Annotated in this window: 20 protein-coding genes; 6 read left to right on the top strand and 14 right to left on the bottom strand. The window is 73.8% G+C overall.

Annotated features, from left to right (window positions below):
• Positions 1-200: 200 nt before the first annotated feature.
• The 4 genes from ACFUEL_RS12635 to ACFUEL_RS12620 form a co-directional block, all read right to left on the bottom strand.
• Complete coding sequence (locus ACFUEL_RS12635) at positions 201-500, bottom strand: DUF4193 domain-containing protein (RefSeq protein WP_014138508.1); 300 nt, start codon at positions 498-500, stop codon at positions 201-203.
• Between the two features lie 596 nt (positions 501-1,096).
• Positions 1,097-2,074, bottom strand: a complete 978-nt coding sequence (locus ACFUEL_RS12630; RefSeq protein WP_380236128.1) for an acyl-ACP desaturase — start codon at positions 2,072-2,074, stop codon at positions 1,097-1,099.
• Positions 2,075-2,278: 204 nt separating this feature from the next.
• The gene (locus ACFUEL_RS12625) at positions 2,279-3,580 is read right to left on the bottom strand and encodes a sensor histidine kinase (protein ID WP_380236126.1); all 1,302 of its coding nucleotides are present in this window, start codon (positions 3,578-3,580) and stop codon (positions 2,279-2,281) included.
• Between the two features lie 43 nt (positions 3,581-3,623).
• On the bottom strand, positions 3,624-4,277 hold the full coding sequence (locus tag ACFUEL_RS12620) for a response regulator transcription factor (RefSeq protein ID WP_030458051.1): 654 nt from the start codon (positions 4,275-4,277) through the stop codon (positions 3,624-3,626).
• Between the two features lie 470 nt (positions 4,278-4,747).
• On the opposite strand from ACFUEL_RS12620, the gene ACFUEL_RS12615 reads away from it, so the two are divergent.
• A complete protein-coding gene (locus ACFUEL_RS12615) occupies positions 4,748-4,933 on the top strand; it encodes a hypothetical protein (RefSeq protein ID WP_030458050.1) in 186 nt (61 codons plus the stop codon).
• A gap of 83 nt (positions 4,934-5,016) precedes the next feature.
• On the opposite strand, the gene ACFUEL_RS12610 is transcribed toward ACFUEL_RS12615, so the two are convergent.
• Both ACFUEL_RS12610 and ACFUEL_RS12605 read right to left on the bottom strand, forming a co-directional pair.
• A complete protein-coding gene (locus ACFUEL_RS12610; RefSeq protein ID WP_380236125.1) occupies positions 5,017-5,817 on the bottom strand; it encodes an inositol monophosphatase family protein in 801 nt (266 codons plus the stop codon).
• Positions 5,818-5,840: 23 nt separating this feature from the next.
• The gene (locus ACFUEL_RS12605) at positions 5,841-6,986 is read right to left on the bottom strand and encodes a ferrochelatase (protein WP_380236124.1); all 1,146 of its coding nucleotides are present in this window, start codon (positions 6,984-6,986) and stop codon (positions 5,841-5,843) included.
• Positions 6,987-7,192: 206 nt separating this feature from the next.
• Here ACFUEL_RS12605 and ACFUEL_RS12600 point away from each other — a divergent pair, with 206 nt between their 5' ends.
• Together ACFUEL_RS12600 and ACFUEL_RS12595 are read left to right on the top strand one after the other, a co-directional pair.
• Positions 7,193-8,437: an MFS transporter gene (locus tag ACFUEL_RS12600; RefSeq protein WP_380236123.1), complete on the top strand. Its 1,245-nt coding sequence runs from the start codon at positions 7,193-7,195 to the stop codon at positions 8,435-8,437.
• A gap of 310 nt (positions 8,438-8,747) precedes the next feature.
• Complete coding sequence (locus ACFUEL_RS12595; RefSeq protein ID WP_380236122.1) at positions 8,748-10,049, top strand: D-arabinono-1,4-lactone oxidase; 1,302 nt, start codon at positions 8,748-8,750, stop codon at positions 10,047-10,049.
• Between the two features lie 26 nt (positions 10,050-10,075).
• On the opposite strand, the gene ACFUEL_RS12590 is transcribed toward ACFUEL_RS12595, so the two are convergent.
• Positions 10,076-10,897 (bottom strand): hypothetical protein, encoded by an 822-nt coding sequence (locus ACFUEL_RS12590; protein ID WP_380236121.1) that lies wholly within the window; start codon positions 10,895-10,897, stop codon positions 10,076-10,078.
• 438 nt (positions 10,898-11,335) lie between these two features.
• Between ACFUEL_RS12590 and sepH the strand changes: the two genes are divergently transcribed.
• Positions 11,336-12,418, top strand: coding sequence for a septation protein SepH (sepH, locus tag ACFUEL_RS12585; RefSeq protein WP_380236120.1), 1,083 nt, complete (start codon positions 11,336-11,338; stop codon positions 12,416-12,418).
• A gap of 234 nt (positions 12,419-12,652) precedes the next feature.
• Here sepH and ACFUEL_RS12580 read toward each other — a convergent pair whose 3' ends face one another.
• From ACFUEL_RS12580 to ACFUEL_RS12560, 5 genes are all read right to left on the bottom strand, one after another.
• Positions 12,653-13,477 (bottom strand): sulfurtransferase, encoded by an 825-nt coding sequence (locus ACFUEL_RS12580; protein ID WP_380236119.1) that lies wholly within the window; start codon positions 13,475-13,477, stop codon positions 12,653-12,655.
• Positions 13,478-13,562: 85 nt separating this feature from the next.
• Positions 13,563-14,210 carry a thymidine kinase gene (locus ACFUEL_RS12575; RefSeq protein WP_380236118.1) on the bottom strand — a complete coding sequence of 216 codons (648 nt, stop codon included), beginning with the start codon at positions 14,208-14,210 and terminating at the stop codon, positions 13,563-13,565.
• 43 nt (positions 14,211-14,253) lie between these two features.
• Complete coding sequence (locus tag ACFUEL_RS12570; RefSeq protein WP_380236117.1) at positions 14,254-15,411, bottom strand: alkaline phosphatase family protein; 1,158 nt, start codon at positions 15,409-15,411, stop codon at positions 14,254-14,256.
• Between the two features lie 5 nt (positions 15,412-15,416).
• On the bottom strand, positions 15,417-16,001 hold the full coding sequence (locus tag ACFUEL_RS12565; RefSeq protein WP_014138494.1) for a DUF5998 family protein: 585 nt from the start codon (positions 15,999-16,001) through the stop codon (positions 15,417-15,419).
• A gap of 111 nt (positions 16,002-16,112) precedes the next feature.
• Entirely contained in the window at positions 16,113-18,887 is a 2,775-nt protein-coding gene (locus ACFUEL_RS12560; RefSeq protein ID WP_380236116.1) for a GNAT family N-acetyltransferase, read from the bottom strand.
• Between the two features lie 163 nt (positions 18,888-19,050).
• Between ACFUEL_RS12560 and ACFUEL_RS12555 the strand changes: the two genes are divergently transcribed.
• Positions 19,051-19,329 carry an HPr family phosphocarrier protein gene (locus ACFUEL_RS12555; RefSeq protein ID WP_380236114.1) on the top strand — a complete coding sequence of 93 codons (279 nt, stop codon included), beginning with the start codon at positions 19,051-19,053 and terminating at the stop codon, positions 19,327-19,329.
• Positions 19,330-19,561: 232 nt separating this feature from the next.
• Here the strand turns inward: ACFUEL_RS12555 and ACFUEL_RS12550 are convergent, their stop codons facing one another.
• Positions 19,562-20,773, bottom strand: coding sequence for an MFS transporter (locus tag ACFUEL_RS12550; protein ID WP_380236113.1), 1,212 nt, complete (start codon positions 20,771-20,773; stop codon positions 19,562-19,564).
• A gap of 80 nt (positions 20,774-20,853) precedes the next feature.
• On the opposite strand from ACFUEL_RS12550, the gene ACFUEL_RS12545 reads away from it, so the two are divergent.
• Positions 20,854-21,483, top strand: coding sequence for a TetR/AcrR family transcriptional regulator (locus ACFUEL_RS12545; protein ID WP_380236112.1), 630 nt, complete (start codon positions 20,854-20,856; stop codon positions 21,481-21,483).
• Positions 21,484-21,490: 7 nt separating this feature from the next.
• Here the strand turns inward: ACFUEL_RS12545 and ACFUEL_RS12540 are convergent, their stop codons facing one another.
• Positions 21,491-22,684 (bottom strand): RtcB family protein, encoded by a 1,194-nt coding sequence (locus ACFUEL_RS12540; protein WP_380236111.1) that lies wholly within the window; start codon positions 22,682-22,684, stop codon positions 21,491-21,493.
• Positions 22,685-22,977: the final 293 nt, after the last annotated feature.

The raw sequence follows: 22,977 nt of genomic DNA, 5'->3' as shown, positions 1-22,977 counted from the left end.
GTCCCACCCGGAGGTGGGGCCGTCCCTTTCGGTCTGTCTGCGAGCCCTGCGGGGGCAGGCGCGCGGCTCGCGCTCCACCGGGTGCGACCGCTCGGGACGGTCGCTGCTTCTGCCTCCGGTCCCGCTGCTCAGGGCCGGACGGGGCGGCGTACCGGGCCGGCGGAGGGGTGTCGCCCGCCCGGGCCAGTGCCGCTCCGTTTTCAGGCGCCGCAGTCCCGGCAGATCGGCTGGCCGTTCTTCTCGCTGTAGAGCTGGCTCCGGTGGTGCACCAGGAAGCAGCTCATGCAGGTGAACTCGTCGGCCTGCCGGGGCAGCACCCGAACCGAGAGCTCCTCGTTCGAGAGATCGGCGCCCGGAAGCTCCAGTCCCTCGTTGGCGTCGTACTCGTCGACGTCGACGGAGCTGGACGCCTTCTCGTTACGACGGGCCTTCAGTTCTTCGATGCTGTCCTCGTTGAGGTCGTCATCGGTCTTGCGTGGGGTGTCGTAGTCCGTTGCCATAGTTTTCGCTCTCCCCCTTTGGGTGTGTGCGGGTATCTCCAGCGCACGTAACGCCTGGGGGGTCGGTCTTGTGCCCGACCCGAGGCCGAGATTGTGCCTTACTTCAAGCCCCGTTACTCAATCGACATCCGGACAGGGGCCCATTGGGATGATCGAACAGGGTCCGAACACCATCCACCGTACGGGTGAAGCGGTTCGAACCGGAACTTGTCGATCATCACGGTGCGTGTCCGTCCGGGAGCACCGGGGGCGGCAACTCGGCGGCAGCGGAGGGCTCTTGGCGATCCGCCGGGGTGCCGGTGGCGAAACCCGGCGATCACCGAAAGCGACGACCTCGCCCGAACGAGTGATCACCCCATCGAGGGATCCGGGGGAGCCTTCCGGACAGGTGTGAGTTTCGTCACATCGGGCGCGACAGCGGGCTTTTGCCGCCAAAGCGGGCCTTTCGGTGCGGGCCCGCGCCGTCGAATTGTCCGCGTACCCACCGGTACGTCCGAGCGCCCCGGCCGCCGGTCGGGCAGCCGGGGCGCGGGGTCCGGAACGAGGGACACCGGGGCACCGGAACGCCGGGGCGCGGAGGCACCCGGGGCCCGGGGTCAGCCCCGGGCGGCGGCCGCGGCGGCGCGGCGGGCCAGCAGCGCGGCCTGGCGCTCGTCGAAGCGGGTCGCCTGGGCGTCCAGACCGGCCAGGAAGGCCCCCAGCTCCTCCTGGGCGTGCCGGCCGACCGGGCCGAGGCCGGTGACCTCCATGACCTTCAGGTGGCGCAGCACGGGCTGCAGCACGTCGTCGTGGTGGATCCGCAGGTTGTAGATGCCGCCGATGGCGATCTGGGCGGCGGAGCGCTCGAAGCCGGGCATGCCGTGGCCGGGCATCCGGAAGTTGATCACCACGTCGGCGATGGCGCGCATGGCCTCGTCGGGGGCGAGTTCCAGGGCGGCCTTGAGCAGGTTCCGGTAGAAGACCATGTGCAGGTTCTCGTCGTTGGCGATCTTGGCCAGCAGCTGGTCGCAGAGCGGGTCGCCGGAGTGGTGGCCGGTGTTGCGGTGGGCGATCCGGGTGGCCAGCTCCTGGAAGGCGACGTAGGCGACGGACTGCAGCATGCTGTGCGCGTTGTCGGACTCGAAGCCCTCGGACATGTGCGCCATCCGGGCCCGCTCCAGCTCGACCGGGTCGACGGCGCGGGTGGCCAGCAGGTAGTCGCGGATCGCTATCCCGTGCCGGCCCTCCTCGGCGGTCCAGCGGTGCACCCAGGCGCCCCAGGCGCCCTCGCGGCCGAACATGCTGGCGATCTCGTGGTGGTAGCTCGGGAGGTTGTCCTCGGTGAGCAGGTTGACCACCAGGGAGATCCGGCCCAGCGGGGTGACCTTGGACTGCTCCAGCGACCACGCCTCGCCGCCGAGCACCCCGTCGAAGTCCCGCCCCTGGCTCCACGGCACGTACTCGTGCGGCATCCACTCCTTGGCCACCTTGAGGTGGCGGTTCAGCTCGGTCTCCACGACCTCTTCGAGCGCGAGGATCAGCCTGGCGTCGGTCCAGGCGGTCGTGGCGGTTCGCTGCACGGGGGCGATGGTCACGGCGGTTGCTCCAAGGCGGAGGGGACAGGCTGACCTACGGATGCGTAGGTTACGACACCGTAAGTTGTCGCGGCCGCAAAAGACAAGCCGCCCCTGTCCAGCGCTTATGTCGTTCCGACACGGCTGGGCAGGGGCGGCCGGGGGGAGTCCCGCGGGGCAGGGGCGCCCGGACGGGGCACCGGCGGGCCGGGGGCGGGCCGGCGGCTACGGGATGCGGACCCGCACCCGCAGGCCGCCTCCGGGGCGGGCAGTGGCCTCGATGGTGCCTCCGTGGGCGCGCACCACGGAGCGGACGATGGACAGGCCGAGCCCGACGCCCTTGTCGCTGCGGGTGCGGTCGGTGCCCTTGAGCCGCCGGAACGGCTCGAAGATGTGCTCCAGCTCGTAGCCGGGGACGACCGGGCCGGTGTTGCTCACCACCAGCTCGCCGCCACCGCCGCGGACCGCCGAGGTGGTGATCTCCACCCAGCCGCCGGGGCTGTTGTAGCGGGCGCCGTTCTGCAGCAGGTTGAGCGCGATCCGCTCCAGCAGCACGCCGTTGCCGTGCGCGGGGGCGGGGGCGAGCTCGGCGCGCAGCTCGACCTCGCGGTTGGACGCCTCGGTCCGGGTCTGCTCCATGGCGCGCTGGGCGACCTCGGCGAGGTCGACCGGGCGGCGCTCGGTGAGCTCGTTCTCGCTGCGGGCCAGCAGCAGCAGGCCCTCGACCAGCTGCTCGCTGCGCTCGTTGGTGGCCAGCAGGGTCTTGCCGAGCTGCTGCAGGTCGGGCGAGACCTCCGGGTCGGCCAGCTGGACCTCCAGCAGGGTCCGGTTGATCGCCAGCGGGGTGCGCAGCTCGTGCGAGGCGTTGGCGACGAAGCGGCGCTGCGAGTCGAAGGCGCGGTCCAGCCGCTCCAGCATCTCGTCGAAGGTGTCGGCGAGCTCCTTGAGCTCGTCGTCCGGGCCGTCCAGGTCGATCCGGCGGTGCAGGTCGCTGCCGGCCACCTCGCGGGCGGTGCGGGTGATCCGGCCGAGCGGGTGCAGCACCCGGCCGGCCATCGCGTAGCCGACCGCGAAGGCGATCACGGCCAGGAAGACCAGCGCGGTCAGGGCGCGGCGCAGCAGGGTGGACAGGGCCTGGTTGCTGTTGCCCTCCTGGAGGGCGTTCATCGCCTGGTCCAGCGAGTTCTGGTCGCTGATCGTCTCGCCGTTGACGGTGATCGCCACGTTGCGGCCCAGGGTGAGGTGGGGCAGCTGGGCCTGGTCGAAGGCGGAGCGGACGAAGTAGTACATCAGCAGCAGCAGGACCACGCCCGCCATCAGGAACATCCCGCCGTAGAGCAGGGTGAGCCGGATCCGGATGGTGGGGCGCAGCGACAGCCAGGCGAACAGGCCGTCGCCGGGGTGGTACGTGTCGTCGGCGCGGTCGCGGTCGGAGCGGCGCGGGGGGTGCGTCGGTCGCGGGGGCACCTGGTCCGGGCCCTGGGCGGGCGTGCCGGGGGCCCCGCCGGGGAGTGGCGGGGTGGTCATGGCCGGAAGTCCTCTCAGCTGGCGGGTGTTTCGGGGGTGCGGGTCACACCCGGTAGCCGGAGCCGGGCACGGTGACGATCACCGGCGGGTCCCCGAGCTTGCGACGCAGGGTCATCACGGTGACCCGGACGACGTTGGTGAACGGGTCGGTGTGCTCGTCCCACGCCTTCTCCAGCAGCTGCTCGGCGGAGACCACGGCGCCGCCGGCCCGCATCAGGACCTCCAGGACGGCGAACTCCTTGGGGGCGAGCTGGACGGGCTTGCCGTCCCGGATGACCTCGCGGCGGCCGGGGTCCAGGCTGATCCCGGCGCGCTCCAGCACGGGGGGCAGCGGGACGGTGGCGCGGCGGCCCAGGGCGCGGACCCGGGCGACGAGTTCGCTGAAGGCGAACGGCTTGGGGAGGTAGTCGTCGGCGCCGATCTCCAGGCCCTCGACCCGGTCGCTGATGTCGCCGGAGGCGGTCAGCATGATCACCCGGGTGGCGAGGCCCTGCTCGACCACCCGGCGGCAGACGTCGTCGCCGTGGACCAGCGGGAGGTCCCGGTCGAGCACCACCACGTCGTAGTCGTTCACGGCGATCCGCTGCAGGGCGGCCTCCCCGTCGTAGACGACGTCGACCGCCATGGCCTCCCGGCGCAGGCCGGTGGCGACGGCCTCGGCGAGCAGCTGCTCGTCCTCGACGACGAGTACCCGCACGGTGGTTGTCCCTTCTGCTGGAGCGGCCCTGGCCGTGTGACCGCCCGTGCGGGCCGTGGGGTGCCGGGCGCGGATCCGGGCAGGCGGATCCGACGGTGCCTCCATCCTGCCTGGTCGCGCGGTAAAGCAGTCGTAAGTCCGGTGCGCCGTCCGCGAAAACGGAGGGCCCGCTCTCCGTTTGGACTGTGACTCGGGCAACTTTTCCGGGAGTTGGAGGTTTCCATGCCCCGGGGGTGGGGAGGACACGTGCACACCGTGATGCCGTCTGCCGACGCGTCGCGGCCACCACCACCCGCCGAGTGCCCCATCCGCACCGGCCTGGGACGGAAAGCCACCGGGTCGCGGCTCCCACGCCGCACGAGCGCCCGACCGGAACCTGCATCCGGTCCGAGGTGCCCGCCGGGGTTTGTCGGGTCCCGTGCCGGGGGGTCGCTCGGACCGTGCCCGTCGACACAGCAAAGGGGGCCCGTATGGACGCCTTCACCGCCGGAATCCTTCAGCGGATCAAGAACGCCGAGCAGGATCTGCACCGCGCGATCGAGTCCGGGGACGAGTTCCTGGCCGAGGTCGAGCAGTCCGAGCTGGAGGACCTCCAGCGCCTCGCCACCGAACACGGCGTGGACCCGGTCCTCGGCACGCACCGCTCCGCCGCCTGACCGCTCCCCGTCCCGAACGACCCACCTCGAGAGGCCCCGGCCCCGGTTCCCCCCGGCCGGGGCCTCCCGCTGTCCGCGCCCGGTCAGTCGTGCCAGGCGCCGAGCTCCTCCAGCCGGGCCTGCAGCGGTTCGAACACGCCGGGCGGGGCGGCGACCGTCAGCTCGCCGTCCGCGGGCAGGCCGGGCCGGGAGCCGGTGAGCGCGCCGGCCTCCGCGGCGATCAGCAGGCCGGCGGCGCGGTCCCAGGGGGCCAGGCCGCGCTCGTAGTAGCCGTCGAACCGGCCGGCCGCCAGGTCGCACAGGTCGACGGCGGCCGCGCCGCCGCGCCGCACGTCGCGCACCTCGCCCATCAGCGCGTGCAGCACCTCGGCCTGGTGCACCCGCCGCTCGCGCAGGTAGCCGAAGCCGGTGGCCACCAGCGCCCGCCCCCAGTCCGGGGCCGGGCGGACGGCGAGCGGGCGGTCGTCCAGGTACGCGCCGCCGCCGCGCACGGCCCGGAACAGCTCGCCCCGGGCGGGCACGAAGACCACGCCCGCGACCGCCTCGCCGTCCAGCTCGGCGGCCACGCTGACCGCCCAGGAGGGCAGCCCGTACAGGTAGTTGACGGTGCCGTCGAGCGGGTCGACCACCCAGCGCACCCCGCTGGTGCCGGGGCGGTCGGCGCCCTCCTCGCCGAGGTAGCCGTCGTCCGGGCGGCGGGCCGAGATCAGTTCCAGCACCAGCTTCTCGGAGGCCAGGTCCATCTCGGTCACCACGTCCACCGGGCTGCTCTTGGTGGCGGCCACCCCGAGGTCCGCGGGCCGGCCGTCGCGCAGCAGTTCACCGGCCCTGGTGGCGGCCTCGACGGCGGTGGCGAGGAGTTCCTGCAGCAGGTCGTCGGTCACGGGGTCCTCGTGTTCTCGGGGGGTCAGGCTTCTTGGGCGGCGGCGGGGCGCGGGGCCCGCGGGTTGGGGCAGCAGGCGGCGGCGCACAGGTCGTGGCTGGGGCCGAGGGCGCCCAGGGCGCACCGGGTGACCGGCTCGCCGCGCTGCGCGGCGGCCCGCTCCAGCACCAGGTCCCGGACGGCGGCGGCGAACCGCGGGTCGGCGCCGACGGTGGCGGCCCGGGCGACCGGCAGGCCGAGCTCGGCGGCCCTGGCCACCGCCTCGGTGTCCAGGTCGTACTTGACCTCCATGTGGTCGGAGACGAAGCCGATCGGCACCATCACCACGGCCGCGGCGCCGTCCGCGTGCTGCGCCGCCAGGTGGTCGCAGACGTCCGGCTCCAGCCACGGGACGTGCGGGGCGCCGGAGCGGCTCTGGTAGACCAGCTCCCAGGGCCGGCCGGCGACGCCGGTGCGCGCGGCCACCGCGTCGGCGATCAGCCGGGCCACCTCCAGGTGCTGGGCGACGTAGGCGCCGCCGGGGGTGCCGCGGGCCGGGTCGTCGGGGGCGCCGGAGGTCTCGGCCATCGCGGTCGGGATCGAGTGCGTGGTGAACGCCAGCCGGGCGCCGCCTCGCACCTCCTTGGGCAGCGCGGCGAGCGCGGCCAGGGTGGCGTCGATCATCGGCTCGACGAAGCCGGGGTGGTTGTAGAAGTGCCGCAGCTTGTCGACGGTCAGCTCCGGGCGGCCCTCGGCGGCCAGCTGCGCCAGCGCGTCGGCCAGGTTCTCCCGGTACTGCCGGCAGCCCGAGTACCCGGCGTAGGCGCTGGTGGCCAGCACCAGCACCCGGCGGTGCCCGGCGTCGGCGATCTCCCGGAGGGCGTCCACCAGGTACGGGGCCCAGTTCCGGTTGCCCCAGTACACCGGCAGGTCCAGGCCCGCGTCGGCGAAGTCCTTGCGCAGCGCGGCCAGCAGTTCGCGGTTCTGCCCGTTGATCGGGCTGATCCCGCCGAACAGGAAGTAGTGCTTGCCGACCTCGGTCAGCCGCTCCTTCGGGATGCCCCGCCCCCGGGTGACGTTCTCCAGGAAGGGCACCACGTCCTCGGGGCCCTCCGGCCCGCCGAAGGACAGCAGCAGCAGCGCGTCGTAGGGCGCGGGGTCGGTCGGGCTCGGGGTGCGCGTGTCGGACATGCTCCCGATCCTGCCACCCGGAACGGGCCGTCCGGCGCACGGGCGGCCGGTTCCGGCGGCGCGCGGTGTCCGGGATGTCCGCGAACAACCCGGATGCGGACGATCGGCCCGGCTTCGTAAGCTGTGTGCACTACGGTCGCGCATTACCGGTGGTTGCATCCCCCACCCGTTCAGACCCCATCCGACCCCCGACGGAGCCACCCCCCGTGCTGTCCAGCTACCGCCAGATATTCGCCGCCCCCGGCTCCCTGGCCTTCTCCTTCACCGGGCTGATCGCCCGCCTGCCGATCTCGATGACCGGGATCGGCATCGTCACGATGCTCGGCGAGATCAAGGACTCCTTCTGGCTCGGCGGGCTGCTCTCCGCCTTCCTCGCCGTCTCCGCCGCGGTCCTCGGCCCCCGGACCTCCCGCCTGGTCGACCGGTACGGACAGCGCCGGATCGCCCTCCCGGCCACCGCCGTCACCGTGCTCTCCGCCGCCGGCCTGCTGCTCGGCGCCCACTACGGCCTGCCCGACTGGACGCTGTTCGTCTTCGCCGCCGGCATGGGCACGATGCCGAGCACCGGCTCGATGGTCCGCGCCCGCTGGGCCCACCTCTACCGGGACGAGCCGCCCAAGCTGCACACCGCGTACTCCTTCGAGGCCGTCGCGGACGAGATCTGCTTCATCATCGGCCCGATCCTGGCCGCCACCCTGGCCACCTCGCTCTTCCCCGAGTCCGGCCTGCTGCTCGCCGGGGTCTTCCTGGTCGTCGGCGTCCTGCTGTTCACCGCCCAGCGCCGCACCGAGCCACCCGCCCACCCCGTCGAGCACCGGGCCGGCGGCTCCGTCGTCCGCGACAAGGGCGTCCAGACCCTGATCCTGACGCTCGGCGCGATCGGCGTGGTCTTCGGCTCCGTCGAGGTGGTCACCGTCGCCTTCGCCAAGGCCCAGGGGCACCCCGCCGCCTCCGGCTACGTCCTGGCCGTGTACGCCCTCGGCTCCTGCCTGGCCGGGGCGGTGTTCGGCGCGCTCAAGTTCACCGGAACGATGGACCGCCGCTTCCTGGCCGGCGTCGGCGTGATGGCCCTCGGGATGGCCCCGCTGGTGGTGGCCGCGCAGCTGCTGCACGGCACCGCGGCCCTGTTCGGCGTCGGCGCCGCGCTGTTCCTCTCCGGCCTGGCCATCTCCCCCACCCTGATCACCGCCATGGCCCTGGTCGAACGGCTCGTCCCCGCCGCGCAGCTCACCGAGGGCATGACCTGGACCACCACCGGCCTCGCCCTCGGCGTCGCCGCCGGCTCCTCCGCCGCCGGCATCGTCGTCGACGCCGCCGGCAGCGCGAACGGCTACTGGGTCCCGCTCGCGGCCGCCCTCCTCGCCGCGACAGCCGCCTACGCGGGCCGCCCCCGCCTGCGCGCACAGCTCGCGGCCGTACGGACGCCTGCGGCACCGGCCGTGGCTCGGTGAGAACGGCGGGAGGCGAAATCAGGGGCTCGGTCGAGAACGGCGGGAGGCAAAATCAGGGGCCCGGGGAACGGCGGGTCCGTGCTGCTGACGGCCGGAGCCCATCGAAGGTCGGGGCTGCTGCGTGTCTGTGACAGAACCAGAAGCAAATGCGCGCTCCGGCAGTGAACCGCCAGCAGACTGGGCCTCGCCGTTCCCCGAGCCCCTGAAGGGGCTCTCGTAGCCGTAGACCTGCGCGTTCGTTGTGACTACGCTCCCCGTACCCACCGGTAGAACCGGAAGGTAGGACACGCGCGAGCGGGAGGCTCTGGAGATGACCGAGGTCTGGCGGAACTGGGCGGGGAACCAGAGCGCGCGGCCCGCGCGGGTGGTGGCGCCGGGCTCGGTGGAGGAGCTCTCGGCGGCGGTGGTCGCCGCCGGGCAGGCCGGGCTGCCGGTGAAGGCGGTCGGGTCGGGGCACTCGTTCACGGCGATCGCGGCGGCCGGGGACGCCGTGCTGGTGCGCCCGGACAACCTGACCGCCGTCCGCTCGATCGACCGCGCCGCCGGAACGGTCACCGTCGAGTCGGGCCTGCCGCTGCACCGGCTGAACCGGCTGCTCGCGGCCGCCGGCCTCTCGCTGACGAACATGGGCGACATCGAGGTGCAGACCGTCGCGGGCGCGACCAGCACCGGCACCCACGGCACCGGCCGGGACTCCGGCTCGCTCGCGGCGCAGATCCGGGAGGTCGAGATCGTCCTCGCCGACGGCTCGGTGCGGACCTGCTCGGCCACCGAGGACCCGGAGCTGTTCCAGGGCGCCCGGCTGGGCCTGGGCGCGCTGGGCGTGGTGAGCGCGCTGACCTTCGCGGTGGAGCCGATGTTCCTGCTGAGCGCGCACGAGAAGCCGATGGGCTTCGACGAGGTACTGCACTCCTTCGACGACCTGACGGCCGTCAACGAGCACTTCGAGTTCTACTGGTTCCCGCACACCGACCGCTGCTCGACCAAGCGGAACAACCGCAGCCAGGGCCCGGCCGAGCCGCTGCCGAGGTTCAAGGCGTGGCTGGACGACGACTTCGTGTCGAACACGGTGTGGGAGGGCGCCTGCCGGGTGGGCCGCGGCTTCCCCGGCGCGATCCCGACGATCGCCAAGATCGCCAGCCGGGCCTGGTCGGAGCGCCGGTTCACGGACGAGGCGTACAAGGTGTACACCAGCCCGCGCAAGGTGCGCTTCATAGAGATGGAGTACGCGGTGCCGCGCGAGGCGGCGACCGAGGTGCTGCGCGAGCTGAAGGCGATGGTGGAGCGCTCGGACTGGCGGATCAGCTTCCCGGTGGAGGTGCGGGTGGCCCCGGCGGACGACCTGTGGCTGTCCACCGCGAACGGGCGGGACACCGCGTACATCGCCGTCCACCTGTACCGGGGCACCCGCGAACTGTCCTACTTCACCGAGGTGGAGAAGCTGATGGCCGCCCACCGGGGGCGCCCGCACTGGGGCAAGCTGCACACCCGGGACGCCGAGTACCTGGCCTCGGTCTACCCGCACTTCGCCGACTTCACGGCGCTGCGCGACAAGGTCGACCCGGAGCGCCGGTTCGCCAACGACTACCTGCGCCGGGTGCTGGGCGCCTGAGCGCCCCCGCCGGCCCGGTCAGCCCGTCAGCCGGTCGGCCCGGCCGTCCCGGGCAGCCCGTCCTGCGCGCTCGGGGCGGCGGCCGACGGCTCCGGGGCCGGGACGGACGGCGCCGGGGCCGGGACGGACGGCGCCGGGGCCGGGGCGGACGGCTCGGCGGAACCCGCCGTCCCGCTCGGCGAGGGCCGTGCGGACGCCGCCCCGGACGGCTCGGCCGAACCGCTCGGCGCCGTCGACGGGACGGCGGACGGCGAGGACGGGGGCGCGTCGGAGGACGGTCCGGCGGACGGCGCGCCGTCCCGCTCCCCGTCCCCGGGCTGCCGGTCGCCGGACGGCCGCGAGGGGTTGAACGAGGTGCCGCCGCCGTCCTGTCCGGTGGTGATGTCGTGCATCGGCTTCCCGGCCGCGAGTTCCACCGCAAGGATCGGAACCATCGCGAGCACGAACACCAGCGCGGAGACCGCCGCGTACGACTTCCACGTCCAGCGGCGTTTCGCGCGCAGCACCCGGGGCGCGTTCCAGTCCTGGCTGATTCCGCCCGCCGGGGCGGGCCCGGGGCGTGCGGCCGGAGTGGATTCGGTGCCGCGTTCCACCGCGTTGCGCAGTTGTTCCCCGGTGCGTTTGAAGAGGTGCTGGAAGAGCGCGCTCCCGATGGTCGCCCCCACCGAGACGACGGCCGCGCCGAGTATCGTTCCGTACACTCCGAGTTCCGAGGCGAGTACGGCGCCTGCCACCGCCGCCAGGGCGCTCGCGGCGACCTGAGTGGCCGTCAGGTCGAGCCGTCTGCGCTCCACCCGCTCCTCGGCCGCGGCCGGTCCGTGCGCGAACTGCTGGCTCCGCTGCGGCATCCCTGTCCCTCGGTCGGTGTGTCGGAATTTCGAACAAGTCTCTCCATCTTGCCCAAAGAAGGACACAAGGGTCGAAAATCCGGTTCTTCCCGGTCGATATATGTGAAGATGATCACCGTCCGTTGATCGCCGGCGGGTCAATGGGGTGCCCGCTCTTGAGATTCCGGTGATTCGCGGGAGACTTGAGCGGCGAGCCGCCCCTCCGGATGCCACGAATGGAGTACTGTTCGTGGAGCCTGAGCCTTCGGACTCGTTGTCGACGAATCGTCAGACGGCTGGACCGGGCGCCCGGGTGCGATGTCGACCGTCGACGTGGCAAACAGGCAACCGTGCCACAGCGGCGCGCCCGGGTGAAAGCCCGACACGCCGGGTAACTCTGCAAGGTTGTGGCCACTCGCCAACGGGCAGGCCACACTCAGTACGGGAGCAGCGACGCAGGTGACGTCGGCAGGCACCACCCGGGAGGTAACCGTGCCCGAACTGCGCGTCGTGGCCGTCAGCAACGACGGCACACGGCTGGTGCTCAAGGCTGCCGACAGCACGGAGTACACCCTGCCGATCGACGAGCGGCTGCGCGCCGCCGTCCGGGGTGACCGCCCGCGGCTCGGCCAGATCGAGATCGAGGTGGAGAGCCACCTCCGCCCCCGTGACATCCAGGCGCGGATACGAGCCGGTGCCTCCGCTGAGGAGGTCGCCCAGGCCGCCGGCATCTCGGTGGAACGCGTCCGCCGCTTCGAGGGCCCGGTGCTCGCCGAGCGCGCCTTCATGGCCGAGCGGGCCCGCAAGACGGCGATCCGCCGGCACGGCGAGTCCACCGGCCCGCAGCTCGGCGAGGCCGTCGCCGAGCGCCTCGCGCTGCGCGGCGCCGAGAAGGACACCGAGCGCTGGGACTCCTGGCGCCGCGACGACGGCACCTGGGAGGTCATCCTCGCGTACCGCGCCGAGGGCGAGCACCGGCGTGCCAGCTGGTCCTACGACCCGCCGCGGCGGCTGGTCCAGCCCAACGACGACGAGGCCCGCGCGCTGATCGGCGAGAACGTCGAGCGCGAGGAGGACTCGGTCTTCCCGTTCATCCCGCGGATCGCCCGGCTCCCGCACGAGCGCCCGGCCCGCCCGATGATCGAGCGCCCCTCCGCGGACCGGATCATGCAGGTCCGCGAGGCCCGCGAGGCCACCGCCGCGACGGCGGCCGCGGCCGCCCCCGAACGGGACTCCCTCACCAGCCTGCTGGACGTGGTCCCCTCCTACCGCGGCGACCTGACCCCGGTCGGTCCGAGCGTGGAGACCGCGGTCGCCGAGGAGGCCGAGGAGATCGAGGAGGCCGCCCCCGCCGCGAGCGTCGGCGCGGGCTCCGCGTACGCGGACATCCTGATGCCGCGCTCGGTCGCCCCGCACCGGGACCGCCTGGTCGGCACCACCGACCGCCAGGCCGAGGCGGACGGCGTCCGCCCGGGGCGGCGGGCGACGGTGCCGAGCTGGGACGAGATCGTCTTCGGGTCGCGCCGCAAGAAGCCCGAGTAACCAGGGGCTCGGGAGAGCCCCAGCCCCGCCAGGGGCTCGGGGAACGGCGAGCACGGGTCTGCTGGCGGTGCACTGCCGGTGCGTGCCATTGGCTTCTGGTTCCTGTTACGGCACGCAGCAGCACGGACCTTCGATGGGCTCCGACCGTCAGAAGCACGGACCCGCCGTTCCCCGGGCCCCTGATTGTGCATGCCCGTCTGCCGACAGTTCCCGCCGTTCTCGACCGAGCCCTTCCTACTCCACGGGGTTGGCCGGGTTCGCGGACCACTCGCTCCAGGAGCCCGGGTAGAGGGCGACGCCGTCGTGGCCGGCCAGGGTGAGGGCGAGGATCTGGTGGGCGGCGGTGACGCCGGAGCCGCAGTAGACGGCGGTGCGGGCCGGGTCGGTGAGGTGCAGCGCGGCGAACCGCTCGGTGAGCGCCGCCGGGGGCAGGAAGCGGCCGTCCGCGGCAAGGTTCTCGGTGGTGGGGGCGGAGGCGGCGCCGGGGATGTGGCCGGCCCGCGGGTCGATCGGTTCGGTCTCGCCGCGGTAGCGCTCGCCGGCCCGGGCGTCGAGCAGCAGGCCGGTGCGGGCGAGTTCGGCGGCGCCGCTCGCGTCGACGGTGGGCAGGTGGCCGGGTTCGACCTTGAAGTCGCCGTCGCCGGGGGCCGGGGTCTCGGTGCTGAGCGGCTGCCCGGCGGCGGTCCAGGCGGCGAGGCCGCCGTCGAGGACGCGGACGTCGCCGTGGCCGGCCCAGCGCAGCAGCCACCAGGCGCGGGCGGCGGAGAGCGCGGGGCCCGCGTCGTAGGCGACGACGGGGCGCTCGGCGCTGACGCCGGCCCGGCGCAGGGCGGTGGCGAGGCGCTCGGGGTCGGGCAGCGGGTGGCGGCCGGCCGGGCCGGGCGGGTCGGCGAGTTCGCGGTCGAGGTCGAGGTAGTGCGCGCCGGGCAGGTGGCCCTTGGCGTACTCCTCGGCTCCGGGCGGGCCGCCGAGCGCCCAGCGGACGTCGAGCAGGACGGGTGCGCGGTCGGTGCCGAGGGCGTCGGCGAGTTCGGCGACGGTGATCAGGGGCGAGGTCATGCCGCCATTGTGGCGTGCGGGGGCGGCCGCCGGGGCGGGGTCGGGGATCGCGTCACCCGGCGGAGCGTTCTCGCCCGGAGGGCGCTCAGCCCTCGAACGGGAGGACGTCCGGGGAGAGGACGGCGGCGCGGGAGGTGGCGGCGGTGAGGCGGCGGCGGTGGTGGCGGCGGCAGAGCACCTCGTAGCCGATCTCGTCCTCGTTGACGGCGACGTCCCCGACCACGACCTGGGCGCCCTCGACGACCATGACGCCGCCGACGGTGCGGGCGTTGTGGGTGGCGCGGGCGCCGCACCAGCAGAGCGCCTCGACCTGGAGGACCTCGACCCGGTCGGCGAGTTCGATCAGGCGCTGGGAGCCGGGGAAGAGCTTGGTGCGGAAGTCGGTGGTGATCCCGAAGGTGAACACGTCGATGCCCAACTCGTCGACGATCCGGGCGAGTTGGTCGATCTGGGCGGCGGAGAAGAACTGTGCCTCGTCGCAGATCAGGTAGTCGACCCGGCCGCCGGCCGAGAGCAGGTGGACGACGTACGCCTGGAACTCGAACTCGTCGCCGACCTCGACGGCGTCGGCGCGCAGGCCGAGCCGGCTGGAGATGGTGGCGGCACCGGCCCGGTCGTGGCGGGTGAAGATGATGCCCTGGCGGCCGCGGGCGGCGTGGTTGTGGTCCATCTGGAGCGCGAGCGTCGACTTGCCGCAGTCCATCGTGCCCGAGAAGAACACCAGTTCAGCCATGGGTGGGCAGCAGCCTTTCGGGCGAGGGGGTCAACGGGCGGGCTCAGCCGCGGACTTCGAGCAGGGGCACGAGTTGTTCGACGGGGGTCATCGAGCCGTGCAGGCCGACCATCTGGGACTCGCCGGGCTCGCTGCGGGTGGCGACGATCGCGATGTCGTCGCGGGCGGCGGCGACCACGTCGCCGATCCGGGGCAGCACCCGCTCGTCCACCGAGGGGCCGAACCAGCCCGCGGCGACGGCCTGTTCGCGGGTGGCGACCCACATCTGCTCGCCGAGCACCTCGCTCCACACCGCGTACACGTCGCCCGCCGCGCCGGGGTGGGCGTAGACGTGGCGGGCGCGGCCCTCGCCGCCGAGCAGGGCGACGCCGGCCGAGAGCTCCCAGTCCTCGTCGAAGTCGATCCGGTTCTCCGGGGCGATGTCGATCATGCCGTGGTCGGCGGTGACGTACAGCGCGGAGCGCGGCGGGAGCTGTTCGGCGAGGCGGCGGGCAAGGCGGTCGACCACCGAGAGGGTGAGCCGCCACTCGCCGGAGTCGACGCCGTAGCGGTGCCCGGCGGCGTCCAGTTCGCTGAGGTACGTGTAGACCAGGGCGCGATCGTGCTCGGCCAGCCAGGCGGCGGCCCGGTCGATGCGCTCCTCGCCGGTGGTGCGGCCGAGGAAGGTGCCGCCGGAGAGCGCGACCCGGGTGAGCGGGGTGGAGGAGAACAGCGGCGAGGACACCTGGGCGGTGGCCACCCCGGCCTGGTGCGCCCGCTCGAAGACGGTGGGGTAGGGCTGCCAGGCGTGCGGGTCGACCGGCGGGTTCCAGCGCAGCTGGTTCATCAGCCGCCCGCTGTCGGGGATCATCACCGTGTAGCCGGCCAGGCCGTGCTGTCCGGGCGGCAGGCCGGTGCCGACCGAGGCCAGCGAGGTCGCGGTGGTGGACGGGAAGCCGGCGGTGATCGGGGAGTGCCCGGCGGTCAGCGAGTTGAGGAAGGGCGCCCAGTCCGGGTTGGCCCGGATCAGCTCCCAGCCGAGGCCGTCGACCAGGAACACGCAGACCCGGTCGGCGGGCTCCAGCGGCAGCACGGGGCGGTAGCCGGGCACGCCGAGGCCCGCCGCGAGGGTGGGCAGCAGGTCGGAGAGCGAGGCGCAGCCGTAGCGCGGGGCGGGGGCGTCGGCCGGGTCGAGCAGGTCGTAGGGGTCCTCGTGGTGCATGCGGGTCAGCCGTTGGCCACGGTCGCCTCGGACAGCGCCCGGGCGAACACCAGCGCCTGGGCGACCGTCTCCGGACCGTCCCCGGCCTCGCTGACCCGCAGCGACAGGTCGTCGGCGGTGGCGGAGCCGGTGTAGCCGTGGTCGGCGTCGCAGTTCGGGTCGGAGCAGCCGGCCGGCTCCAGGTCGAGGCGCTGCACGGCGCCCCAGCCGATGGTGAGGACGACCTCGCGCGGCGGGGTGCCGGGGGTGTACGTCTCGGGGTTGGCGACCATCCGGCTGACCACGACGGAGGTGATCCGGTCGAGGCGGACCGTCTCGGTGGAGGTGGTGGCGTACGGGACGGGGGTGGCCGCGTCGCCGTTCTGCTCGTCGGTGTGGCTGACCACGAAGCGGGACGCGGTGAGCACCAGCACGGTGACGTGCCGACGGACCTCGTTGGCGTCGAAGGTGGTCTCCTGGTGCACCAGGTACGAGGTGATCGGTTCGGGGCCCACCGCGGACTCCACCGCCTCGGAGACCAGCGCCGGGTAGTAGCCGCTGCGCTCGATCGCGGACCGCAGGTCCTGCGTGGTGGTACCGGTCTTCGCCATATCTCCATCCTGGCATGTCCCGCCGCTGCGGCGGGTGGCACTGCGCCGGGTCTCCCGGCCTTCACCGCACCGGGGGCCGCCCGGTCCTGCCGAGCGGGCAACCACGCAAGGTTACAGCGTGCTCATGGCGCGCGGCCCCAGATCGGTGCGGACCGGCAGCGGGGCGATCCGGACCCGGGCGCCGAGCACGGCCAGGCCGTGCGGGGCGACCACGACGGGCTCCAGGTCGACCGAGGCGACCTCGGGCAGGTCGTCGACGAGGCGGGAGACCCGCAGCAGCACCTCCTCCAGCGCGTCGGTGTCCACCGCCTCGGCGCCGCGCCAGCCGAACAGCAGCGGGGCGGCCCGCACTTCGCGGATCAGCTCGGCCACGTCCCGGTCGGTGGCCGGGACGAGGCGGTGGGCGACGTCGCCGAGCAGTTCGGCGGGGGCGCCGGAGAGGCCGAAGGACAGGATGGTGCCGACGGCCGGGTCGACGGCCGCGCCGATCACGGTGTCCACGCCGCGCGGGGCGAGCCGCTGCACCACCAGTTCGGCCTGCGCGGCGCCGCCGAGCAGCGCGTCGAGTTCGCGGTGGGCGCGGCGCAGTTCGGCCTCGCCGGTCAGGTCGAGCCGGACGCTGCCCAGGTCGGGGCGGTGCCGCAGGTGCTCGGCGGTGGCCTTCAGCGCGACGGGGTAGCCGAGGGTGTCGGCGGCCTTGACGGCGCTCGCCTCGTCGGGGGCGGGCATCGTCGGGCTGACCGGGATGCCGTAGTGGCCGAGCAGTTCGGCGGCCTCGGCGTCGGGCAGGGTGACCCGGGCGCCGCCGGCCTGCAGCCGGGCGGCGACCGCCTCCCGGCTGGTCAGGGCGCGTTCGACCAGGGCGCGGGCGGCGTGCTCGTCGACGCCGTCGAGTTCGGGGACGCGGGCGGTCTCCTCGGCCTCGGCGCTGCGGCGGCGCCACTTCGCGTAGCGGACGGCGTCGGCCAGCGCGTGCACGGCGCGCTCGGGGGCCGGGTAGGCGGGCACTCCCCCGGCGCGCAGCCGGGCGACCAGCGCGGGCAGTGCGAGGTGGGCGAGCAGCAGCGGCTTGCCGAGCTCCCGGCCGCGTTCGGCGGCGTCCAGCAGGGCTCGGGCGATCTCCGGGGCGTCCTCGACGAGTTCGGGCGCCGCTTCGGGGCCGTGCACGCCGATCGGCGGGATGGCGACGGCGATCACGGCGTCGGTGCCGGGGTCGGTGAGCGCGGTGTCCAGGGCGATCCGGAAGTTCTCGCCGCCCGCGCCGGTGGTCAGGTCGACGGGGGTGCGGGGGCGCAGTCCGGCGCTCAGGCAGGTGTCGTAGGTGAGCAGGCCGAGCGAGTCGGAGTTGCCGACGACGGCGATCCGGTTGCCCTGCGGCAGCGGCTGCCCGGCGAGCAGTTCCCCGGTGTCGAAGAGCTCGGTGATGGTGTCCACCCGGATCACGCCGGCCTGCTGGAACAGGGCGTCCACGGTGGCGTCGCGCAGCCGGGTCGCGGCGGGCTGGACGGCGTGACCGGGCGGCAGGCTGCCGGTGTGCCGGGCGCCCTTGAGCACCACCACCGGCTTGGCGGCGGCCAGTCGGCGGGCGATCCGGGTGAACTTGCGCGGGTTGCCGAAGGATTCGAGGTAGAGCAGCACCACCTCGGTGGCGTCGTCCTCCTCCCAGTACTGCAGCAGGTCGTTGCCGGAGACGTCGGCGCGGTTGCCGACCGAGGCGAACGAGGAGATGCCCGTCCCGCGCCGGTGCGCGGCCTCCAGCAGGGCGACCCCGATCGCCCCGGACTGGCAGAACACGCCGAACGGGCCGCGCTCGGGCAGCACGGGGGCCAGCGAGGCGTTCAGCCGGTGCCCGGGGTCGGTGTTGAGCAGGCCGAACGCGTTCGGGCCGATCACCCGCATGCCCGCGGCCCGAGCCTGCCGCACCAGCGCGCGCTGCTTGTCCCGCCCGTCCGGCCCGGTCTCCGCGTACCCGGCGCTCACCACCACCAGGCCCTGCACACCGTGCGCCCCGCACTCGGCGACCGCGCCGGGGACGGAGGGCTCCGGCACCGCGATCACCGCGAGGTCGACCGGGCCGGGCACGTCCAGCACCGAGCGGTGCGTCGGCACGCCCTCCAGCACGGTGCCGGGCTCGGCGCCCCGGTTCACCGCGTACACCGGGCCGTCGAAGCCGGAGCGGACGTCGCGCAGCAGTGCCCGGCCGACCGACTGCGGGTTGCGCGAGACGCCGACCACGGCGATCGAGCGGGGCGTCAGCAGCCGCTGCACCGAGCGGGCCTCGGCGCGGTGCTCGCGGGCCCGCATCACGGCGAGCGAGGCGGCGGTCGGCTCCAGGTCGAACTCCAGGTGCACCACGCCGTCGGCGAAGCTGCGCCGCTGGGTGTACCCGGCGTCGGTGAAGACCTTGACCATCTTCCGGTTCTCCGGCAGCACCTCGGCGGTGAACCGGCGGATGCCGCGCTCCTGCGCGACCGCGGCGATGTGCTCCAGCAGCGCGGAGGCGATGCCCCGGCCCTGGTGCGCGTCCTGCACCAGGAACGCGACCTCGGCGTCGGTGCCGGTGGTGGACGGCATCCCGTCCCGGTCGGTGCGGTCGTAGCGGACGGTGGCGACGAACCGGTCGCGGACCACCAGCGCCAGGCCGACCCGGTTCACGTAGTCGTGCTGCGTGAAGCGGCGGACGTCCTTGTCGGACAGGTGCGGGTACGGGGCGAAGAAGCGGAAGTACTTCGACTGGTCCGAGACCTGCTCGTAGAACTCCACCAGCCGCTCGGCGTCGTCCGCGGTGATCGGCCGGATCCGGGCCGTCCCGCCGTCCCGCAGCAGGACGTCCGCCTCCCAGTGCTGCGGGTACCCGTTGTCCGCCTGCGCGCGCTCGTGCTCCACGCCCGCCAGCGTAGTCGTCGGCGAGCCTGATGGCGCCGGGCGTGCCGGGCACGGCACGCTGGCCCTGCCACCACTCCCGCGCCACCGGGCCCGCGGCGCGGCGGCGTGCGACACTGGTCTAGACAACCCTGCACCACCCTGCACCACCTGAAAGGCACCTCTCATGGCTGAGCGCCGCGTCACCATCGGTTGGGCCGAGGGCCTGCACGCCCGTCCCGCCTCCATCTTCGTCAAGGCCGTCACCTCCACCGGCGTCCCGATGACCATCGCCAAGGAGGGCGGCACCCCGGTCAACGCCGGCTCCATGCTCGGCCTCCTCGCCCTCGGCGCGGCCGGCGGCGACACCGTCGTCCTGGCCGCCGACGCGGACGGCGCCGACGCCGCGCTCGACCGCGTCGCCAAGCTCGTCCAGGAGGGCCTGGACGAACTGCCCGCGGCCTAGGCCCGGAGAGAACGGCGAGAGGCGAAACCAGGGGCTCGGGGAACGGCGAGCTCATGTCTGCTGACGGTTCACTGCCGGAGCGCGCATCGGCTTCCGGTTCCGTCACAGACACGCAGCAGCCCCGACCTCCGATGGGCTCCGGCCGTCAGCAGCACGGACTCGCCGTTCCCCGAGCCCCTGTATGTGCGCGTCCCGCCGTTCCCTGTATGCGCGCGTCCCGCCGTCCCCCCGCTCAGTGGCCTGCGAGCGCCCACCCCGCCGCCTCGCGGCGGGTGCCCGGGAGGAGCAGCGGGACGGTCAGGAGCAGGGCGGCGCCGGCGAGGTAGGGGGTGCGGGGGCCCCACTGGTGGGCGAGGACGCCGGCGAGGGCGGCGCCCGCCGCGCCGGCGGCGTTGAAGACGAGCTGGTAGGCCATGGCCACCCGGCCCAGCAGGTGGGAGGGGATCTGGGCCTGGCGGAGGGTCACCCCGCCGATCGCCCAGGCGAATTCGGTGAGCCCGTAGAGGGCGACGCCGAGGGCCGCGACCGCCGGGGCGGGGGCGAGTGCCACCAGCAGTGCGCAGGCCGCCGAGCCGAGGACTCCCCCGACCATGGTGGTGCGGACGCCCCAGCGGTGCAGCAGTCGCGGGGTGAGGGCGCTGCCGAGCAGGCCGCCGACGGCGAAGGCGGCGACCAGCAGGGCGAACCCGGTGGGGCCGAGGTGCTGGACGCGGCCGGTGTAGAGGACCAGGACGGCGATCAGCCCGGAGGAGACCGCGCCCGAGACGCCGCCGGCCAGGCAGAGCCGGAACAGGACGGGGCGGCCGCGCAGCCAGCGCAGGGCTTCGGCGACCTGCCGCCCCAGCGGGGCCGGCCCGGTGGCGTCCGCCGGCGGGCGGGGGCGGAAGTCTCCGTGCAGCAGCAGGACGAGGGCGGCGGCGCCGGCGAAGGAGAGGGTGTCGACGGCGAGCGGGAGCGCCGCGGCGAGCGCGAACAGCACCGCGCCGAGCGGGGTGCCGATCAGGGTGTCGGTGATCAGCGCGCCGGCCTGTATCCGGGAGTTGGCCCGAGCCCGTTCCGCGGGCGGGACGAGGGTGGGGACCATGCCGGACCAGCCGGCGGCGTAGAGGACCTCGCCGGTGCCGAGCAGCAGCGCGGCCAGGACCAGCCAGCCGATCCGGGCCGTCCCGGTGGCGACCGCGGCGGCGAGCGCGCCGGTCACGAGGGTGCGGGCGGCGTCGGCCCCGAAGAGGATGCGGCGGCGGTCGATCCGGTCGGCCCAGGCTCCGGCGGGGAGGGCGAGCAGCACCGAGGGCAGTTGGCCGGCCAGGGCGACCAGGGCGATCAGCCGCGCGTCGTCGGTGAGGCGGACGGCGAGCAGCGGGAGGGCGACGAAGCGCATGCCGTTGCCGAGGCTGGATATGGTGACGGACGCCCAGAGGACGGGGAAGCCGCGCGAAAACATGAACGAAAATATCGTTCATGTTTTGCCGTCGCGTCAAGGCCCCGCCCCGCCCGGCACCGTACGAGGAGAGTGAGCCCGCCGTGTCCCCCCTGGTCCGCGAGCCGCAGCAGCAGCGCAGCCGCGAGAAGTTCGCCCGCATCCTGGCCACCGCCGCCCGGCTGCTGGACACCGTGCCCTACGACCAGCTCAGCACCAAGCAGATCGCGGCCGAGGCCGGGATGTCCGTCGGGGCGCTGTACCGGTTCTTCCCGGACAAGGAGGCGGTGCTCGAGACGCTGGAGCGCAGTTGGATGGAGGGCGACCTGCGGCTGCTGGCCGCCGCCACCGATCCGGCGGCGGTGGCGGCCTGCGCGTCGTCCGAGCAGTTCCTCGCCCGGGTGGTCGAGGCGTACGCGGACCGGTTCCGGACGCTGCCCGGCTACCGGCACGTGTGGTTCCACGTGGCGAAGGTCCCCGCGCTGGCGGACGAGGGGGCCGAGGTGGACCGGCAGATCGTGGCGCGCGTGCACGAGGTGCTGGTGGAGTCGTTCGGGCTGGCCGACACGGCCGAGACCCGCCGCCGGACGAACCTGGCCGTGGCCGTGGCCGTGCGGATGCTCGGCATGGCGTTCCTGGAGGACCCGCAGGGCGATCCGGCGATCCTGGCGGACACCCCGCTGGTGCTGGACCGGTACATCTTCGCGCCGGCCCGCGACTCCTCCCCCGGCTGACCCGGCGTCAGCCCTTCACGCAGATCACCTGCTTGAGGTGTGCGACCACCTCGACCAAGTCCCGCTGCTGCTCGATGACCTTCTCGATCGACTTGTAGGCGCCGGGGATCTCGTCGACCACGCCGGAGTCCTTGCGGCACTCGACGCCCGCCGTCTGCGCGACCAGGTCCTCCGTGGTGAAGCGCTTCTTGGCGGCGCTGCGGCTCATCTTCCGGCCCGCGCCGTGCGAGGCCGAGTTGAACGAGGCCGCGTTCCCCAGGCCCTTCACGATGTACGAGCCGGTGCCCATCGAGCCCGGAATGATGCCGTACTCGCCGGAGCCGGCCCGGATCGCGCCCTTGCGGGTGACCAGCAGGTCGACGCCGTCGTAGCGCTCCTCGGCCACGTAGTTGTGGTGGCAGGAGATCATCTCGCCGAACACGGCCTTGGCCTTGGGCAGTTCGCGGCGGACCGCGTCCTGGAACAGGGCCATCATCAGCGCCCGGTTGTGCTTGGCGTACTCCTGCGCCCAGAACAGGTCGGAGCGGTAGGCGGCCATCTGCGGGGTGTCCGAGATGAAGACCGCCAGGTCCCGGTCGATCAGGCCCTGGTTGTGCGGGAGCGCCTGGGCGATCGACATGTGGTGCTCGGCGAGCTCCTTGCCGATGTTGCGCGAACCGGAGTGCAGCATCAGCCAGACCGCGCCGTCGTCGTCCAGGCACAGCTCGATGAAGTGGTTGCCGCCGCCGAGCGTGGCCATCTGCTGGGCGGCCCGCTCGCGCCGCCAGCGCACGTCGGGGGCGATGCCGTCGAAGCGCCGCCAGAAGTCGTCCCAGCCGGCGGTGCGCAGGCCGTGCAGCTTGCCCGGGTCGACCGGGTCGCTGTGCAGGCCGCGGCCGACCGGGATGGCCCGCTCGATCCGCTGGCGCAGGTGCGACAGGTCGTCGGGGAGGTCCTTCGCGGTGAGCGAGGACTTCACCGCCGTCATCCCGCAGCCGATGTCGACACCGACCGCGGCCGGGCAGACCGCGCCCTTCATCGCGATGACGGAGCCGACCGTCGCGCCCTTGCCCAGATGGACGTCCGGCATCACGGCGAGGCCGTGCAGCCAGGGCAGCGTGCTGATGTTGCGCAGCTGCTGCATCGCCTGGCCCTCGACGGTGGCCGGGTCGGTCCACATCCGGATCGGGACGCGGACGCCGGGTACCTCGGTGTACGACATGGGGTTCGACCTCCTGGGTCGGGTGGGTTCACGGTGCCGCACGAATTCGCCCGGTGCGGCGGCGGGGAAGCTCAAGGGGTCGCGGGCCCGGTGTGCGGGGCCGCGGGCAGCGGACGGGCGCTGCGCCGGAGACTGCTCAGGCGGTGCGGGGGGAGCAACGGAAGGGCAGTCTCGGGGAGCGTCGTCGTGGCTCGACCCGCATGGTGACCGCCTCCTTCCGCGTGTGCGCCCGACCGCGCGGCTGTCGCCCGGTCGGGGATATCTACCCACGCCGCACCGGCGGCGCGCAAGGC

Origin of the sequence: Kitasatospora sp. NPDC057198 (assembly GCF_042670125.1) — a bacterium.
GTDB lineage: Bacteria > Actinomycetota > Actinomycetes > Streptomycetales > Streptomycetaceae > Kitasatospora.
This window is presented reverse-complemented; position numbering and strand designations above follow the sequence as displayed.